This window comes from Janibacter terrae NBRC 107853 (assembly GCF_001591405.1).
GTDB lineage: Bacteria > Actinomycetota > Actinomycetes > Actinomycetales > Dermatophilaceae > Janibacter > Janibacter terrae.
On sequence record NZ_BCUV01000007.1, the window covers coordinates 880,403 to 897,638 of the forward strand.

Below are 17,236 nucleotides of genomic sequence, written 5' to 3' on the forward strand. Positions count from 1 at the left end.
CCTCAGGCTGGGTGGCCGATCCCGACGCGTCGCCCGGACACCGACAGCGGTGACCCGTCGCCGGCCCTCGGCGTCCCCGGTTTCCCACAGGCTCGGTGTGGAGATGGGGACAGCGGGGACGGATCCGTGCTCGTCCCGGCATCTTTCGACGACCCACAGGGTTGTCCACACCCTGTGGATCTGTGGACAGAGGGTGGGTGAAGGGAGAGCGCGACCGATCGGGGGAGACGGTCACGATGTGGTCTCCGGGCACACACAGGTGGGGAGAAGCCTGTGGACAAGCAGGCATCACCGATCCAGATGGCGGTGTATCAGCGTGTATCAGATCGCTCGTAGACTGGACGAGAGTCCGGGATCGTCAGCCGACCTGCTGCTTGATGCGGTTGGTGAGCTCGGTGACCTGGTTGTAGATCGCGCGTCGTTCGCCCATGAGCTCGCGGATCTTGCGCTCGGCGTGCATCACCGTCGTGTGGTCACGACCGCCGAACTGGTCACCGATCTTGGGCAGCGACATGTCGGTCAGCTCGCGGCACAGGTACATGGCGATCTGGCGCGCGGTGACGAGCAGCCGGGTGCGGGAGGCACTCTGCAGGTCCTCGATCGTCAGGCCGAAGTAGTCGGCCGTCTGGGCCATGATCGTCGCGCTCGAGATCTCGCTCGACTGCTCGTTGGGGATGAGGTCCTTGAGGACGATCTGCGCCAGACCGATGTCGACGGGCTGCCGGTTGAGGCTGGCGAAGGCGGTGACGCGGATCAGGGCGCCCTCGAGCTCGCGGATGTTGGTGCTGATCCGGCTGGCGATGAACTCGAGCACATCGGCCGGCACCGAGAGCTTCTCCTGGATGGCCTTCTTGCGCAGGATGGCGATCCGCGTCTCGAGGTCGGGCGGCTGCACATCGGTCAGCAGGCCCCATTCGAAGCGGCTGCGCATGCGCTCCTCGAACCCCGAGAGCAACTTGGGCGCCACGTCGGAGGTGATGACGACCTGCTTGTTGGCGTTGTGCAGCGTGTTGAAGGTGTGGAAGAACTCCTCCTGCGTCTGCATCTTGCCCTGCAGGAACTGGATGTCGTCGATGAGCAGCACGTCGACGTCGCGGTAGCGACGCTGGAAGTTGGCGGCCTTGTCGTCACGGATGCTGTTGATGAAGTCGTTGGTGAACTCCTCCGAGTTCACGTACCGCACCTTGACGTGGGGGTAGAGGCTGCGCGCGTAGTGACCGATGGCGTGCAGCAGGTGGGTCTTGCCCAGGCCCGACTGGCCGTAGATGAACAGCGGGTTGTACGCCTTGGCCGGCGCCTCGGCCACCGCGACCGCGGCGGCGTTGGCGAAGCGGTTGCTCGAGCCGATGACGAAGGTGTCGAAGGTGTACTTCGGGTTGAGCCGGGTCAGCTCCACCTGCTCCGGCTCGGGGCGGCCGCGTCGGGAGGGAGGGGCCGGCTCGGGGTCCTCGTCGACGAGGCCGTCGTCGCGCCCGTCGACGGGCAGCGTGGAGGACAGGCCCTGGGGGCGGGGCCGGTCCGTGGGCTCCTCGACCGGGCCCGGCAGCGGCTCGGCGAGACCCTGGGTCGGGGGCAGCGGCTCGCTGTCGGCCAGCTCGGGGTCGACGGTGACGGCGAGGCGGACCTCGCGGCCGAGCTGCTCGGACAGGGCCTGGGTGACGTGCATGCGCAGGCGTTGCTCGACGAAGTTCTTCGAGAAGTCGTCCGGCACCGCGATGAGCGCGGTGTCGTCGAGCAGACCGACGAGGCGAGCCATGCTCAGGAACGCGCGGCGGGTGACCGGGACACCGTCGGCGTCCAGGGAGTCCAGCGTGGTGCGCCAGACCTGACCGAAGTCGACCTCGGCTCCGGTCACGGACTCACCCACATTCCTGCGGCCGGTGGCCGATCGATTCACGCGCTGGTACTGACATCATCGCCTGCCGGTCGCGGGATCCACAGCGTTGTCCACAGTCTGTGGGTATATACCGATGGCAGGTGGTGAGGAGCGACGCTAACAACCCGGACGGGTGGGGGCAACCCGGGGCCCGTCGATGTGTCCCGGCCCTCGGCGTGTCTGCGGGGACCAGGGGCCAGGTGCTGGCAGCGTGGCCCGGTTGGGGTCACTCCGCACGAGGACGAAGGGCGGTTTGACCCCGCGCTCGGCCGTCCCGTACCGTGGACGTCGGCCTGTCGGCCGCTTTCGCATGCCCATGATCTGCCGGACCGCTCCGGCGTCACGACGTGGGCTTCCGATCGCGGCCGAAGAGGCTCGCCGACTTCCGCACCGGGCCACACGGGCCCCATCGACCCATCGGAGACTGCAATGAGCAAGCGCACCTTCCAGCCCAACACCCGTCGCCGCGCCAAGACGCACGGCTTCCGTCTGCGCATGCGCACCCGCGCCGGTCGGGCGATCCTGTCCACCCGCCGCGCCAAGGGCCGCTCCAAGCTCTCCGCCTGACGAGCTGCCGGGTGCTGCCCGCGCGGCACCGCCTGACGGATCGCGCGGACTTCGCGGCAACCATCCGGGGACGAGGCGCTCGACGCCAGGGTTCCCGACTGCTCGTGGTCCATGCCCGTGTGGCGGACTCGACCCGGACCGACGCTCGAGGAGACGACTCCCCGCGCGTCGGTCTCGTCGTGTCCAAAGCCGTGGGCAACGCCGTGACGCGCACCCGCGTCAAGAGGCGCCTGCGGGCGCAGGCCGCGAGCCTCCTCCCTTCCCTCCCTGCGGGGACGGACGTGGTGGTCCGCGCCAACCCGGCCGCGGCCGACGCCGACTCGCACGAGCTGGGCGAGGCGCTGCGACACTGCCTGCGCGGTCTGCTCGTTGGTGAGGGACCATGACGCTCCTCGCCCGGCCCCTGATCTGGCTCGTCCGCGGCTACCAGCTGCTCGTCTCGCCGCTGCTCCCGCCGAGCTGCCGGTACTTCCCGAGCTGCTCGGCCTACGGCGTGACCGCCCTGCAGCGGTTCGGCCTGCTGCGTGGGGGCTACCTGACCGTGCACCGGATCGTGCGGTGCAACCCCTGGTCCGCCGGGGGCATCGACCACGTGCCCGAGACGTGGGCGCAACGCGGCGCTCCTGAGCTGAGCCAACCGCGCTTCGCCGACATCGAGGACCACGACGACGGCGTCCCCCGCGACGCCACAGACAGAAGGACGTCCACCACGTGAGCTTCAGCGACATCATGTACCCCTTCGAGTGGCTCGTCGCCTGGATCATGTATCTGTGGCACGGGCTGCTCACCGCGGTGGGTCTGCCTGCCGACAACGGCTGGACGTGGAGCCTGTCCATCGTCGGCCTCGTCATCGTCATGCGGGCGGCGCTCATCCCGCTCTTCGTCAAGCAGATCCACGCCTCGCGCAAGATGCAGCTCATCCAGCCGGAGATGCAGAAGATCCAGGCGAAGTACAAGGGGAAGAACGACCCCGAGTCCAAGCAGAAGATGACCGAAGAGACGATGGCGCTGTACAAGGACAGCGGCACCAACCCCTTCGCCTCCTGCCTCCCGATCTTCGCCCAGATGCCGTTCTTCTTCGGTCTCTTCCGGGTCCTCAACAGCCTCGACGAGATCGGCTCCGGCGCCCAGCGGGGTATCGGCCCGATCACCCAGCAGGTGGCGGCGCAGGCCGAGTCCTCCTCGATCTTCGGGGCCCAGCTGTCCGCCCAGTTCCTCGGGACCGAGGGCGGGCTGAGCGTCAAGCTCGTGACGATCACGCTGATCATCCTCATGTCGCTCACGACCTTCACGACCCAGCACCAGCTGATGCGCAAGAACATGCCGGCGTCCGCGCTGGAGGGCCCCTTCGCCCAGCAGCAGAAGATCATGCTCTACCTGTTCCCGATCATCTTCGCCGTGTCCGGCGTCTACTTCCCGATCGGTGTCCTCCTCTACTGGTTCACCACGAACGTGTGGACGATGTGCCAGCAGTTCTACGTGATTCGCCGCATGCCGGCCCCCGGCTCCGCCGCGGAGAAGGCGATGCAGGACCGACGCCGCAAGTCGGGCAAGCCCCTGGACACCCCCGAGGAGTCGCGGGAGCGCAGGCACGATGCCGAGATGGCCTCCGAGCTGGAGGCGAAGGGCGTCATCTCCGGGCAGCGCCAGCAGCCGACCGGCAAGAAGCGTGCCAAGAAGAAGGGCGGTCAGCCGCCCAGGACGGGGCCGGGCGCTGCCGTCGACGAGCAGCAGCCCGAGACCGACCACTGACCTCGGTCGTCTCGGCAGCGCCGGACGACCACCCGCCACACGCAGGAGAAGTGCATGAGCGAGAACACCACGACCGAGGCCCCCACCGAGGACTCGGCCGCCGCACCCGCACAGGACGCGGCCCCGAAGAAGACGCGGCGTCAGCTGCTCGAGCGCGAGGGTGAGGTCGCGGCTGACTTCCTCGAGACACTGCTGGACATCGCCGACCTCGACGGCGACATCGACCTGGACATCGACGGTGACCGGGCCGCCGTCGCCATCGTCGACTCCGACGAGGGACGCGTGCCCCGACGTCTGGTCGGCCAGGACGGCAAGGTGCTCGAGGCGCTCCAGGAGCTGACCCGCCTCGCCGTGCAGTCCGCGACGGGAGACCGCAGCCGTCTGATGCTCGACGTCGCCGGCCACCGGGCCGCCCGCCGCGCCGAGCTGGTGGAGATCGCCCGGACCGCCATCGCCTCGGTGACGGCCGACGGCGAGTCCGTCGAGCTCGAGCCGATGAGCGCCTTCGAGCGCAAGGTCGTCCACGACGAGGTGCTCGCCGCCGGACTCGTGTCCGACTCGTCCGGGACGGAGCCACGTCGCTTCGTCGTCATCCATCCCGCGACGCAGGACTCCGCCCCCACGGAGGAGCTGCCCACGGAAGAGGTGGCTACGGATCAGGCCGACGACACTTCCGCGACGGACGAGGACTGAGGACGTTTCACGTGAAACGCTGGGCCCATGACAGCTGAGCTGCCCCAGGCACCGGAAGGCGCCCGCCGAGTCTTCGGTGGGCGCCTTGCCCGTGCCGAGGACTTCGCCGCGATCCTCGCCGACACCGGCGTGAGCCACGGCCTCATCGGTCCACGGGAGGTGCCGATCCTCTGGGAGCGCCACATCCTCAACTGCGCCGTGATCGAGGACGCCTTCTCACGTGACGCCCGCGTCGTGGACGTGGGATCGGGGGCGGGCCTGCCCGGGGTGGCCGTGGCCATCGCCCGCCCCGACCTCGACCTGCACCTCGTCGAGCCCATGCTCCGCCGCACGCAGTGGCTGGAGTCCACCGTGGCCGACCTCGGCCTGGACAATGTCACGGTGCACCGGGGTCGCGCCGAGGAGCTCCACGGGAGCCTGGAGGGGTCGTACGTGACCGCCCGGGCGGTAGCCCGTCTGGACAAGCTCGCCCGGTGGTGTCTCCCCCTCACCGCGCCCGGCGGCACGATGGTCGCCATGAAGGGCCGATCCGCGCAGGAGGAGCTCGAGGCGGCCACGAAGGCGCTGCGTCGGCTCGGAGTGGTCGCGAGCCGGATCAGCGCTCACGGTACCGAGGTCCTGGCCGAGCCGACTCTCACGGTCGACTGCACGACCGGTCCGCGCACGCACTGACCGCCGGCATCGCCGCCTGTGCACGCAGGGCACCGTTTCACGTGAAACGGTGCCCTGCGTCGTCCGCCGCGCGGTCCGCGCGTTTCACGTGAAACGCCTCGCGGGCCCGACTTTTCCACCACAAGCTGTGGACATCCGGTGGACAAGTGCCTCGCGGCCCCACGGCAGACCGTCCCCCGGTCCCCGTTTTGGCGTGTCGGGCCGTGGTGGGGTTGTATGGCTGGGCTCGCAGTCCCCACAGGAGGAATGTCTCGGTGACCTCACCACGCTCCGTCGTCATGGGTATCGGTTGGCCGGCAGTCGCCGGACCTGCGGAGACCGCACCGGTCGGATGGCTCGGAGGTGAGGGAGGCGACCAGCCCGCCGAGGGGCCGAGCCTGACCTCGGCGCCCTCTGGGTCAGCGCAGCCGACCGCCCAGCCGGGGCCGAGCACGCCGGACGTGGGGCGCGTGCCGACTCCCGCTCCAGCGGCCACCCTGCCCCGGCCGGACCGGCCGCGGGTCATCACCGTGTCCAACCAGAAGGGCGGTGTCGGCAAGACGACGAGCGCAGTCAACCTCGCCGCGGCACTCGCCCAGGCGGGTCTGCGTGTCCTCCTCATCGACACCGACCCCCAGGGCAACGCGAGCACCGCTCTGAACATCGACCACCGCGCCGAGGTGCCCTCTGTCTACGACGTGCTCGTCGACGGCACGCCGATCGCGGATGTCGTGCAGCCATGTCCGGAGGTGGACAACCTGTGGTGCGTGCCGGCGACGATCGACTTGGCCGGTGCGGAGATCGAGCTCGTCTCGCTCGTGGCGCGGGAGAGCCGGATGACGAAGGCGATCGCCGCGTGGATGCAGACCGCGCAGGATCGAGGCGAGGAGCGCATCGACTACGTGCTCATCGACTGCCCGCCCAGCCTGGGCCTGCTGACCGTCAACGCCTTCGTCGCCGCTGACGAGGTGCTCATCCCGATCCAGTGCGAGTACTACGCCCTCGAGGGCCTGAGCCAGCTGCTCAACAACATCGACCTCATCCGCACCCACCTCAACCCGGCGTTGCACGTCTCGACGATCCTGCTGACGATGTACGACGGACGGACCCGGCTGTCCTCCCAGGTGGCGCAAGAGGTGAGGGAGCACTTCCCCGAGCAGGTCCTCGAGGCGACGATCCCCCGTTCGGTGCGGGTATCGGAAGCCCCGAGCTTCGGGCAGACCGTGATCACCTATGACCCCCAGAGCACCGGCGCCCGGTGCTACCACGCAGCAGCCGCCGAGATCGCGCACCGCGGCGCAGAGCAGAAGGACAACGCATGAGTGACAAGCGACGTGGGCTCGGGCGCGGCCTGGGCGCCCTGATCCCGGATGCAGGCACGGCAGGTCGGGCGACCGAGCGGCCGGTCGACGTCTTCTTCCGGGACCAGGACCGCCCCGCCGTGCCCAACACGGTCGCCGGCAGGCTCGCCGCAACACCCACGGGCAACGCCGCCGGCGCAGGGTCCGTCGGTGCGGACTCTTCGGGCGTGGGTGCACGGGACGCGGACCAGTCGCAGGAGGGAACCTCGCCGGGGTCGGTCGCGGGGACGCACGAGGGCGGCCCCGGGGCTGCCGACGCCCAGCCCGGAGGGCTGGCGCCCGTCCCCGGGGCCAGCTTTGCCGAGGTCCCCGTCGCAGCCATCCGACCCAACCCGAAGCAACCGCGCAGCGTCTTCGACGAGGACGACATGGCCGAGCTGGTCCACTCGATCCAGGAGATCGGCGTCCTCCAGCCGATCGTCGTCCGGCCGGTCACGGGCGACGACGACATCGCCTACGAGCTGATCATGGGTGAGCGCCGTTGGCGCGCCAGCCGCGAGGCCGGCAGGGAGACCGTGCCGGCGATCATCAAGGCCACCGAGGACGACGAGCTCCTGCGGGACGCCCTCCTGGAGAACCTGCACCGGAGCAACCTCAACGTCCTCGAGGAGGCCGCGGCCTACCAGCAGCTGCTGGACGACTTCGGGTGCACCAAGGAGGAGCTCGCCGGGCGGATCGGCCGCTCCCGACCGCAGATCTCCAACACCCTGCGCCTCCTGCGCCTGCCGCCCATGGTGGCTCGTCGCGTGGCGGCCGGGGTCCTGAGCGCGGGCCACGCGCGCGCGCTCCTCACCCTCGACGACGGCGATCAGATGGAGCGGCTGGCCCAGCGCATCGTCGCCGAGGGGCTGTCGGTGCGCACGGTCGAGGAGATCGTCGCCCTGGGCATGGAGCCGGAGAAGGAGAGGCGTGCGGGGCCGCGTGCCGGCGCGCACCATCCCCAGCTCGACGACCTCGCGGGCCGGATCAGCGACCGGCTCGACACGCGGGTCAAGATCAACCTCGGTCAGCGCAAGGGGCGGATGACGATCGAGTTCGCGTCGATCGAGGACCTGCACCGTGTCCTCGGCCAGATGGGCGTCGACCCCGACCACGGCTGAGCCGCGATGGTGTGGCCACGTGCGAGAGGGCCCCGAGGCAATCGCCTCGGGGCCCTCTCGTTGACGGCGACGGGACGAAACCCGTTGCAGCGCAGGTGAACTCAGCCGACGAAGGGCTCAAGCTCCTTGACCAGCTTGGGCTTCGGCATGGCACCGACGATCGTCTTGACGATCTCGCCACCCTGGAAGACGTGCATCGTCGGGATCGAGGTGATCCCGTAGCGCGCGGTGATCTGCGGGTTGGCGTCGGTGTCGAGCTTGACGATCTTCAGCTTGCCGTCGTACTGACCGGACAGCTCCTCGAGGACCGGGGCGACCGCGCGGCACGGGCCGCACCAGGTGGCCCAGAAGTCGACGAGCACGGGGGTCTCGCTGCTGAGGACGTCCTGGTCGAAGGTGGCGTCGGTGGTGGGGGTGGTGGCCATGGGTGGGTCTTCCTCTCTCGGGGTGGTTCGGTGGTCAGCGGGCGCCGACGGTGCCGGCGACGGGGTAGTCCTGGGCGATGAGGGCCTGGTCCTGCGCCGGAGCGGCCGCGCCCTCGCGGGCGGCGAGCCAGCGCTCGGCGTCCAGCGCGGCGGAGCAGCCGGAGCCGGCGGCGGTGATCGCCTGCCGGTAGGTGTGGTCGACGAGGTCACCGGCGGCGAAGACGCCGTCGACGTTGGTACGCGTCGAGCGGCCGTCGACGAGGACGTAACCCTCGTCGTCGAGGTCGACGATCCCTTGGACGAGCTCGTTGCGCGGGTCGTGGCCGATGGCGACGAACAGACCGGTCGCCGCCAGCTCGCGGCTCTCACCCGTCACGGTGTCGCGCAGTGTCACCCCGGTCACCTTGTCCTCGCCGTGGATCGCGGTGACCTCGGAGTTCCACGCGAAGCGGATCTTGTCGTTGGAGTGGGCGCGCTCGGCCATGATCTTGCTGGCCCGCAGCTCGTCGCGGCGGTGGACGATCGTCACGGAGCGGGCGAACTTCGTCAGGAAGGTCGCTTCCTCGACGGCCGAGTCCCCACCGCCGACGACGACGATGTCCTGCTCGCGGAAGAAGAAGCCGTCGCAGGTGGCGCACCAGCTGACGCCGTGGCCGGACAGGCGCTTCTCGTCGGGCAGCCCGAGCTCACGGTAGGCGGAGCCCATCGCGAGGATCACGGCGTGCGCGCGGTGGGTGGTCCCCTCACCGTCGGTGACGACCTTGACGTCACCGAGGAGGTCGACCGAGGAGACGTCGTCGGTGACGATCTGCGCACCGAACCGCTCCGCCTGGGCGCGCATGTTGAGCATGAGGTCGGGGCCCATGATGCCCTCGACGAAGCCGGGGAAGTTCTCGACGTCCGTCGTGTTCATCAGGGCGCCACCTGCGGTGACGGAGCCCTCGAAGAGCAGTGGCTCGAGGTTGGCGCGGGCGGCGTACACGGCCGCCGTGTAGCCCGCTGGGCCCGAACCGATGATGATGACGTCGTGGATGTCGGTGCTGGCGTCGGCCACGGGTGAAGTCCTTGCGTCGTTGGGGCGCCGGGGGGCGCGGGGTCTGACGGTGACAACGCCATCGTAGGTGCGTCTGTTCCAGCGGGTCGCAGGTCGACCGGCCGGCGACGCTGCTCGGTCAGCGGACGGGGACGTCGACCGGGTCGGACCAGATCGGCGCGCACCCCTCGGTGACGGCCCACGCCCGGGCCCCCCCGTCGGGGAGCGCCTGCGCGATGAGCAGCAGACCCGGAGCCCCGTCGAAGGTGGCCACGTCGACGACGACGGCGGTCATCTGGGGCTGGCCCAGCCGCGCGAGGCAGTCGGTAGCGCCGGCGGCGGTGGTGAGGGTCCCGAGGACGTCGTCGTCCTCGTTGGCCTTGACCGATCCGGGGTCCTCCAGGAGCCGGGCGGCGTCGTCGCCGGCGGTGCCCCGGGTGTAGTCCCTGCCCGAAGCGGTGATGGCGAAGGCGGGCGCCTCCGACGCCGAGGCGGTGGACGAGTCCTTGCCCTCCCGCGGGGCAGCGGCATCGCTGCCCTGACGGGACTCCTGCTGGGCCGTCTGCGCGGACGAGCCTGCCTCGTCGGAGCCCCCGGCGCTGCGCTCCAGGATGAGCCCACCCACGCCGAGGACCATGACGAGGGCCGCGGCGGCCGCGAGCACCAGGGGCGCCGAACGGTAGCGGCGACGCGGCCGTGCCTCGTCGGGGTCGTCCATCTCGCTGAAGAAGGTCGAGGTGTCGTCCTCGCCCGCAGACGCGACCCGCTGGGCGTGCTCGTCCTCGAGCGTGGCGCGGATGCGCTCGGCGAGGTCGGCGGGCATGGGCCCCTTCTCCTTCAGGCCGGAGAGCAGGTGACGCATGCCGGTGGGGTCCTGGTCGTCAGTCATGGCCACCTCCCTTCGTCTGCGAGTGGCCTGATGTGTCTGACGAGCCAGCGGCCCGCGAGGTTCCCTCGGTCGACCCGAGGGCGCGGGCGAGGGCCTCCCGGCCGCGCGAGCAGCGGGACTTGATCGTGCCGGGTGCGACCTCGAGGATCTCGGCGGCCTCGGCCACCGGGACGCCGTGCATGTCGACGAGGACGAGGGCCAGCCGTTGCGCCTCGGGGAGGGCGCGGAGCGCCTCGTGGACGGCGAGCCGGGTGTCCACGCCGGCCGTGGCGTCCGGGGCCGTGGGCGCGCGCGCGATGACCTCGTCGGTGAGCTCGCTCGAGGGACGGGCCCGTCGCGTCAGGTCGATGCAGGCGTTGACGACGATGCGGTGCAGCCAGGTGGTGACCGCAGAGTCGCCCCGGTAGGAGCTCGCCCTGCGGAAGGCGGAGACGAAGCCCTCCTGCACTGCCTCGGCGGCGAGCTCTCGGTCACCGCAGACGCCGACCGCGACGGCCCACATGCGGTCCCGGTGCCGCCGGTAGATCTCGGCGAAGGCGTCCGGGTCCCCCTCGACGTGACGTCGCAGGAGGAGCCGGTCGTCGACCTCGGCCAGGGCGGTGTCGGTCATCGGGCCCGGCTCTCAGCGGACCGTGATCTCGCCGAGCGCGGCACGGAAGCGGCCGTCGTCGCTGGGCGCCAGCGAGGTGAACCACACGGTGACGTACTGGGCTCGGACCGGGGACGCCGGCTGGAGGGTGACCTCACCGGTCCGTCCCTGCGTCCGGCCGATCTCGTCGCCGGAGCTGGTCGCCTGGTCGCCGCCGTAGACGGTGGCCTGGGCGGTGGTCGGGAGCTGGAGGGTCACCGACGAGACGTCCTGGGCCTGTCCGAGGTCGACGGTGATGCCCACGCCCTGCTTGACGCCCCCGAAGGCCTCGCTGCCGTACCCCTCGGTCGTCCAGGTGGTCGAGGGGTCACCGTCGTAGACCCGCTGGACCTCGGCATTGTGCTCGACACCGTCCCCCGGCGGGGGGTCGAAGCCGGCCGCGTTGAGGATGCCCAACGGCTCGTCACCGGTGGCGCCACGGTTGGAGCGGGTGCTGCTCGAGACCTCGCTGGTGGCCACGGCCGTGGTCTCGTCGCCCCCGAGGATCTTGCCCAGGTCGCTGCCCTCACCGATGTGGGAGACGCCGATGCCGCCGATGACGCAGGCGATGAGCACGAGGCCGGCCATGAGCACCAGGACGAGGTTGGACTGGCTGCGGCTCGGCGGTGCGCCGGCCTCGGCCGGCAGCAGGGGGGCCGGGGCCTCCAGGTCGGCGGTCACGGCGGCCGACCCCAGGGAGCTGCGGGTGCGCTGGTCGGCGCGGATCGCCTCACGGCGGGCGCGGGCGTCCTGCAGGGCCTCCTTGGAGCGCCCGCTCGCCGTCTTGGCGACACGACCCAGCCGGTCACCGATGACCTTGCCGCCGGTGCCCACGGCACCCGCTGCGGCTGCGGCCGCCGCTGCTGCCGCGGCGGCGGCAGCAGCCGCAGCCCGACCGGCCTGCGTGTCGTCACCGTCCTCCGGTGCGTCTTCGCGCTCACCACCGGCGGCCCGGGGGATGACCGCGGTGGGCTCGTCGTCCGCGTCGAGCGCGATCTCCCGCGTCACCTGGTCCTCGGGGAGGGCGGTCTCCTCCGCACGGGGGGTTGCACCGACCACCCGGATGGCGGTCGTCGGTGTGTCGTCGTCGGCGCGGCTGTCGGCGGCATGGCCCGGCACGGCAGGCGTGGTCGCCGCGGACCGGGCCCCGGGGCTCGTGCGCACGGCGCCGGCGAGCGGGATGCGCGACCACGGGGCGATCTGGGCGGCGTAGTCCCCGGGTGAGTCGGGCCCGGTGCCCTCGGCGAGGGTCTCGCGGCAGATCGTGTCCAGATCGCCCGGGACGCCCACGGCGACCCGGGAGGGGGCGGGCGGGCCGTCGCCTCCGGTGGCGGCGCTCGGCAGGCTCGACGGGCGCTGGAGGGGCCAGGTCGCGGTCAGGCCGGCGTAGGCCAGGGCCACGACCCCCACGGCGTCGTCGCGGTCGGCGTCCTCGCCCTCGGACTCGATCCCGGACAGCGCGGCGATCGTGGCCAGGCCGCGCACCTTGACGCGTCCGTCGGAGGTGAGCAGGACGAGGTCCGGGCCCAGGGCGAGGTGGTGCAGGCCGCGGCTGCGGGCGGCCTCGAGTCCGGTGGCGACCTCGCCGGTGATCCGACGGACCTCCTCGGCGGGCAGGCCGTCGCCCCCGATCAGGTCGGCGTAGGTGCGCGCGCCGTCGCCGACGCCGTCCTCGGCGACGAAGGACAGCCCGCCCTCCGTGCCGACGTCGAGGATGCGGACCAGCTGTGAGGCCTCCACCCCGGCCGCGCGCCGTGCGGCGTCGAGCCCGGCCGCCGTCTGCGGTGCGTCGGCGGCCATGACGAGCAGGGTGACGTCGCGGTCGAGCGTCGTGTCCCGGGCGCTCCAGCGCTCGGCACCAGCGATCGTCTCGATCCTGCTGCCGACCGTGTATCGACCGAGCTCCGTCCCCGGGTTCACCCCGTGCACGCTGTCCCTCTCGTCGGTGGTTGCCTGCCGCGCCATCCTAGGTGGACGCGTGGGCTGCGTCCGGGAGCCGCACCCGGGGCGCGTCAGCCGCTGGGCCGGACGGCCGGCCCGATCAGCCCCGTCGCAGCCGTCGGGTGAGCGGCCCGAGGACCTCGTCGACCTCGCGGACCCGCAGGCGGGCAGCGAGCACGAGCGCCACGCCGAGCACGACGAGCCCGACGACCGTGGTGATGACGACGGAGCCGAGCCAGGTCCCCTCGTCGACGACGAGCGCCAGCCCGCGCAGGACGCCGTACCCGATCGCGGTCCCGACCGCGGTCGCCAGTGCGAGCCGCACGAGGGTGCGCACGACCGAGGACAGGCCCAGCGAGCCGAGGCGGTGGCGCAGCAGCCACAGGCCGATGACGGCCGCGACGAGGTTGGACACGGTCTGGCCCAGGCCCACCCAGGTCGCGGCGTGGGTCGGTGGCCCGATGCTGCCGATGACCGTGAAGGTCAGCGCGATGCCCGTGACCACGAGCTGCAGGACGAAGGGGGTGCGTCCGTCCTCGTAGGCGTAGTAGGCCCGCTGCACGAGGAAGAACCACCCGTACGGGACGAGGCCGAGCATCATCGCGAAGAGCACCCCCACGGACGCGTCGGTCTGCACGCGCGGCGTGCCGGGCAGGACCGCTGCCAGCAGGTGCGGGGCGACGAGCAGGATGGCGGCCGTGCCGGGGACGAGCAGGACGCCGGGCATCGTCAGCCCGCGCCGCAGGTCCGCCGTGACGGCCGCGGTGTCGTCGTCGTGCGCGGCGTGCGAGATGCGGGTGAAGAGCGCGGTGACGAGCGAGACGGTGATGATCCCGTGCGGCAGCATGAAGAGGAGGAAGGCGTTGGCGTAGGCGGTGAGGCCAGCGCCCTCGACCCCTTCCGCTTGTGCGGCGTGCAGCGCGCCCGTCAGCACGCGGGAGTTGACGAGGTAGGCGAGCTGGCCGACGGCCACGGCGGCGAAGGCCCACATCGCCATCCGCGAGGCGCCCCGCAGGCCGCTGCCACGCAGCCCCCACACCGGCCGGAACCGCAGCCCGGTGCGCCGCAGGGCCGGGACGAGGGCGAGCGCCTGCAGGGCGATCGACAGCGTCGCCGTCCCACCGAGCACGGCGATCATCGTCGGGTCCCACGAGGAGACCGGCCCCTGCCTCGGCTGGTCGGCCAGGACGAACCACAGCAGACCACCGATCGCCACGACATTGGCCAGCGCGGGCGCCCACATGAAGGCCCCGAAGCGGTGGTGCGCCGTCAGGACCTGGCCGAGCAGCGTGTACAGCCCGTAGAAGAAGACCTGCGGCAGGCACAGCACCGCGAAGGCGGTCGCGAGGGTGCGCGCCTCCGGCGGCCAGCTGCTGGAGACGACGAGCGAGACGAGCAGCGGTGCCGCGAGCGTCAGCAGGACCGTCACGCCCGCCAGGGCCGCGACGGAGATGGTGAGCAGCCGGTTGATGTAGGTCTCGCCACCGTCGGCATCCCGCATCGCCCGGGTGATCTGCGGGACGATCACGGCGTTGAGCACGCCGCCGGCGATGAGCAGGTGGAAGATGTTGGGCAGCGTGTTGGCGGCGTTCCACGCGTCGGCGGCGATGATCGTCAGGCCGACGACGTAGGCCGTGAGGCTGTTGCGGGCGAAGCCCAGGACGCGGGAGAAGAGGGTGCCGGTGGCCATGACGGCGCTCGAGCGGCCGATGTCCGGCGCGCTGCGCCCACCGTCGCCGAGCGCCTCGTCCGGCGTGGCGGCCTCGCTCATGCGTCGTGTCCCTCGGGCTCGGTGGTCCTGGCGGTGGCCGCCGGCGAGCGGCGGCCGCCCCGCACGCTACGCCAGGTGCCGGCCGCGAGGAGCAGGACGGCCGCGCCGCCGACCAGCCAGTAGATCGAGTCACCCGTCGGCCGCACCCGCACGTGGAGCGTCGCCGGGGCGGAGAGCCGGTGCCCGGCCGGCGTCGTGACGCCCACGTCGACCGGCACCTGCCCGGCGGCGAGGGCGGAGGCCTGCACGGTGACGGTCTGGCGCCCCCCCGGGCCGATGGTCACCGGGTCCGGTGGCGCGTCGATGCGCAGCGAGGGGTTGCGCGGGGTGAGCCGCACCACGAGGTTGGACAGCTCGACGTCGGTGTTGTTGATGACGGTGATCTGCAGCCGCCCGGTGTCGGCGAAGAAGTTGACGTCACCGGAGGAGACGACGAGGTCGTCGCGGGCCAGGGTCACGGCGTCGTGCAGGTGATGGTGCAGCCGGATGAAGTCGTAGGAGTCCGAGCGCCACCGCGTGGACGTCAGCTGGTGGAGCGCCGGCTGCACGACCCGCCGCCACGACGTGCCGTCGGAGCGGACGGAGGCGAAGGTCGCCATCGCCCGCTCGTCGCGCTGGACGCGGCGCGCCCGCTCCGGGGTGAGGAGCGGGGCGGGGGCGGGGTCCCCCTTCGTCGCCTCGGCGATCTGTCCCGGCGTGCGCGCGACGAAGGTGGGGTCGGCCTGCGCGGACTCCGCCAGCACCGAGGAGAGGCTGCCCGGCTCCAGCCACGGGATGCGACCGGCCCCGTCGCGCAGCAGCTGCCAGGCGTCGACCTCTGGCTGGCTGTCCCGGTCCGGGACGACGAGCACGGTGCGGCTCGTCCCGGGCCGCTCCGCGAGCAGCTCGGCGGTCTCGGCGACGAGCCGCTGCCGCGCCAGGGTCACGTCGTCGGTGGACTCGAGGTCGGAGACGAGGTCGGACAGGGCGCTGTCGGTGACGACGAGCGGGGTCCCGTCGCTCGTGCGCGCGCCGCCGGTCGGCGTGAAGCCGCCGGGCTGCAGGCTCGTGCCGGGCACGAGGACCGTCGGCCGGTTGCCCGAGGGCCGCAGCTGGTAGAGGGCGCTCGCCCGCTCGCTCGTCACGAGCCCGTCGGCGGGCCACATGACGTCGCTGCGCGCGCCCAGGCCGCGGGCCACGCTCGTGCCGCGCTTGACGCGGGGGGCGACGAGCCGGTGGGCCTCGGGGGAGGCGGCGCCCGCGGCGACGTCCGCGTCGGCGTCGGGCAGGACGAGGGTGCGGCTCGCGACGAGGCGACGGCGCAGGGTGGCCGCCCGCTCGGCCCGGACCGTGCGCTCCTCCTCGCTGATGCCGGTGTCCTCCACACCCGAGTCCTCGGACGGCTGGGGGACGTCGAGCAGGGCGGGGTCGAGCAGCCACGCCTCGTCCTCGCCGGGCGGGTCGGCGGTGAGCCGGGCCAGCCGCGAGTCCGGTCCGACCGCCTCCTGCCAGGTCTGCGTGCGGGTCGTGCCGGACTCGCCGAAGAGCTCGCGGTCGCCGGGCAGCAGCAGCGGCAGGCCCCAGACCATGCGCAGCGGCTCGTACTCCTTGGCCCGGTGCACCCCGAGGAAGGTGTGCACCGCGGTCGCCTCGGTCTGCACGCTGAGCCGGACGGCCCCGGCCGCGGTCCCGGGCAGGAGGTCGGCACCGTCCACGGTCAGGGCGAAGGGGGTGGACCCACCCGACGGGACGTCGAGGGGTGACGTGGTGTCCAGGGCCGTACCGAGGACGGGATCCTCGCCCTCGGCCCAGGCGTCCAGCCCGGCGCGGTCGGTCTCCCCGGGCTGCACGACGAGGGCCATGCGCTGGTCCTCGAGGGTGCCGTTGCCGGTGTTGGTCACGCGTCCCCGGACGGTGGCGGTGCCGTCGCCGTCGACGACGGGGGTGATCGAGGTGATCGTGATGCGGGCGTCCCCGGGCTCCGCGGCGCGCCCGGCGGACATGGCGGACGTGGGTACGGCAAGGCCGGGCAGCAGGACGGGCGCGGCGAGCAGGAGCGCGGCGCCCCCGCGTGTCAGGCGTCGCCGGCGAGCCGCTGCCACGCCTCCCTCGCGATGCGTCGTTCGTTGGGGAAGGTCAGGTGCCGGTGCGCCTCGCGCAGCGGCAGCCAGGCGACGTCGACGGCCTCGTGGTCGGGGTCGTTGTCGATCGTCAGGTACCCGCCGATGGCCTCGAGCAGGTAGTGGTGCACGAACTTGTGGATCCGCCGGTCGGACGTGGCGAACCAGTAGTCGATGGTGCCGAGCTCGACGAGGACGCGGGCCTCGATGCCGGTCTCCTCGGCGACCTCGCGGGCCGCGGTCTCGACGAGGGTCTCCTCGCCCTCGATGTGCCCCTTGGGCAGGCACCACTCGAGGCGCCCGGCGCGGTTGCGGCGGGCGATGACGGCGATGCGGGCCTCCCCTTCGTGCACGTCGACGACGACACCGCCGGCGCTCCGCTCCTCGACGGCAGGCAGCCGACGCTGCGAACCGGAGGCGTGGGCGGGGTGCGTCATGTGGTCACTGTAG

Annotated in this window: 17 protein-coding genes; 8 read left to right on the plus strand and 9 right to left on the minus strand. The window is 72.0% G+C overall.

Translation table 11 applies throughout. From position 1 onward, the window contains the following. Positions 1-358: 358 nt before the first annotated feature. Positions 359-1,855 (minus strand): chromosomal replication initiator protein DnaA, encoded by a 1,497-nt coding sequence (dnaA, locus tag JT1_RS13915; protein ID WP_068329288.1) that lies wholly within the window; start codon positions 1,853-1,855, stop codon positions 359-361. Between the two features lie 450 nt (positions 1,856-2,305). Between dnaA and rpmH the strand changes: the two genes are divergently transcribed. The 8 genes from rpmH (at position 2,306) to JT1_RS13955 (ending at position 8,000) form a co-directional block, all read left to right on the plus strand. After that, complete coding sequence (gene rpmH / locus JT1_RS13920) at positions 2,306-2,443, plus strand: 50S ribosomal protein L34 (RefSeq protein WP_068327653.1); 138 nt, start codon at positions 2,306-2,308, stop codon at positions 2,441-2,443. Positions 2,444-2,454: 11 nt separating this feature from the next. After that, a complete protein-coding gene (gene rnpA, locus JT1_RS13925) occupies positions 2,455-2,829 on the plus strand; it encodes a ribonuclease P protein component (RefSeq protein ID WP_068327656.1) in 375 nt (124 codons plus the stop codon). Further along, on the plus strand, positions 2,826-3,158 hold the full coding sequence (yidD, locus tag JT1_RS13930; protein ID WP_082807683.1) for a membrane protein insertion efficiency factor YidD: 333 nt from the start codon (positions 2,826-2,828) through the stop codon (positions 3,156-3,158). Before rnpA ends, yidD begins: the two co-directional genes overlap by 4 nt. Further along, a complete protein-coding gene (yidC, locus tag JT1_RS13935) occupies positions 3,155-4,195 on the plus strand; it encodes a membrane protein insertase YidC (RefSeq protein WP_082807684.1) in 1,041 nt (346 codons plus the stop codon). Before yidD ends, yidC begins: the two co-directional genes overlap by 4 nt. A gap of 54 nt (positions 4,196-4,249) precedes the next feature. Further along, complete coding sequence (locus JT1_RS13940) at positions 4,250-4,888, plus strand: Jag family protein (protein ID WP_082807685.1); 639 nt, start codon at positions 4,250-4,252, stop codon at positions 4,886-4,888. 27 nt (positions 4,889-4,915) lie between these two features. Then, positions 4,916-5,560 carry a 16S rRNA (guanine(527)-N(7))-methyltransferase RsmG gene (rsmG, locus tag JT1_RS13945; RefSeq protein ID WP_068327659.1) on the plus strand — a complete coding sequence of 215 codons (645 nt, stop codon included), beginning with the start codon at positions 4,916-4,918 and terminating at the stop codon, positions 5,558-5,560. Positions 5,561-6,009: 449 nt separating this feature from the next. After that, positions 6,010-6,861, plus strand: a complete 852-nt coding sequence (locus JT1_RS13950) for an AAA family ATPase (RefSeq protein ID WP_068327662.1) — start codon at positions 6,010-6,012, stop codon at positions 6,859-6,861. Next, positions 6,858-8,000 carry a ParB/RepB/Spo0J family partition protein gene (locus JT1_RS13955; protein ID WP_068327665.1) on the plus strand — a complete coding sequence of 381 codons (1,143 nt, stop codon included), beginning with the start codon at positions 6,858-6,860 and terminating at the stop codon, positions 7,998-8,000. The genes JT1_RS13950 and JT1_RS13955 overlap by 4 nt, the downstream gene beginning before the upstream one ends. A gap of 101 nt (positions 8,001-8,101) precedes the next feature. On the opposite strand, the gene trxA is transcribed toward JT1_RS13955, so the two are convergent. The 8 genes from trxA to JT1_RS13995 all read right to left on the minus strand — a co-directional run bounded on the left by trxA (position 8,102) and on the right by JT1_RS13995 (position 17,223). Further along, entirely contained in the window at positions 8,102-8,425 is a 324-nt protein-coding gene (gene trxA / locus JT1_RS13960) for a thioredoxin (protein ID WP_068327668.1), read from the minus strand. A 34-nt stretch (positions 8,426-8,459) separates the two neighbouring features. Continuing rightward, positions 8,460-9,479: a thioredoxin-disulfide reductase gene (trxB, locus tag JT1_RS13965; protein WP_068327671.1), complete on the minus strand. Its 1,020-nt coding sequence runs from the start codon at positions 9,477-9,479 to the stop codon at positions 8,460-8,462. Positions 9,480-9,597: 118 nt separating this feature from the next. Then, positions 9,598-10,347 (minus strand): RsmA family anti-sigma factor, encoded by a 750-nt coding sequence (locus JT1_RS13970; RefSeq protein WP_068327673.1) that lies wholly within the window; start codon positions 10,345-10,347, stop codon positions 9,598-9,600. Continuing rightward, on the minus strand, positions 10,340-10,957 hold the full coding sequence (gene sigM, locus JT1_RS13975; RefSeq protein WP_068327676.1) for an RNA polymerase sigma factor SigM: 618 nt from the start codon (positions 10,955-10,957) through the stop codon (positions 10,340-10,342). The genes JT1_RS13970 and sigM overlap by 8 nt, the downstream gene beginning before the upstream one ends. 12 nt (positions 10,958-10,969) lie before the next feature. Beyond that, positions 10,970-12,895, minus strand: coding sequence for a hypothetical protein (locus JT1_RS18470; RefSeq protein ID WP_169702013.1), 1,926 nt, complete (start codon positions 12,893-12,895; stop codon positions 10,970-10,972). 121 nt (positions 12,896-13,016) lie between these two features. After that, positions 13,017-14,687, minus strand: coding sequence for a murein biosynthesis integral membrane protein MurJ (gene murJ / locus JT1_RS13985; RefSeq protein WP_068327681.1), 1,671 nt, complete (start codon positions 14,685-14,687; stop codon positions 13,017-13,019). Further along, complete coding sequence (locus JT1_RS13990; protein ID WP_068327683.1) at positions 14,684-16,768, minus strand: DUF6049 family protein; 2,085 nt, start codon at positions 16,766-16,768, stop codon at positions 14,684-14,686. The genes murJ and JT1_RS13990 overlap by 4 nt, the downstream gene beginning before the upstream one ends. Continuing rightward, positions 16,741-17,223, minus strand: a complete 483-nt coding sequence (locus JT1_RS13995; protein ID WP_068327685.1) for an NUDIX hydrolase — start codon at positions 17,221-17,223, stop codon at positions 16,741-16,743. The genes JT1_RS13990 and JT1_RS13995 overlap by 28 nt, the downstream gene beginning before the upstream one ends. Positions 17,224-17,236 lie beyond the last annotated feature (13 nt).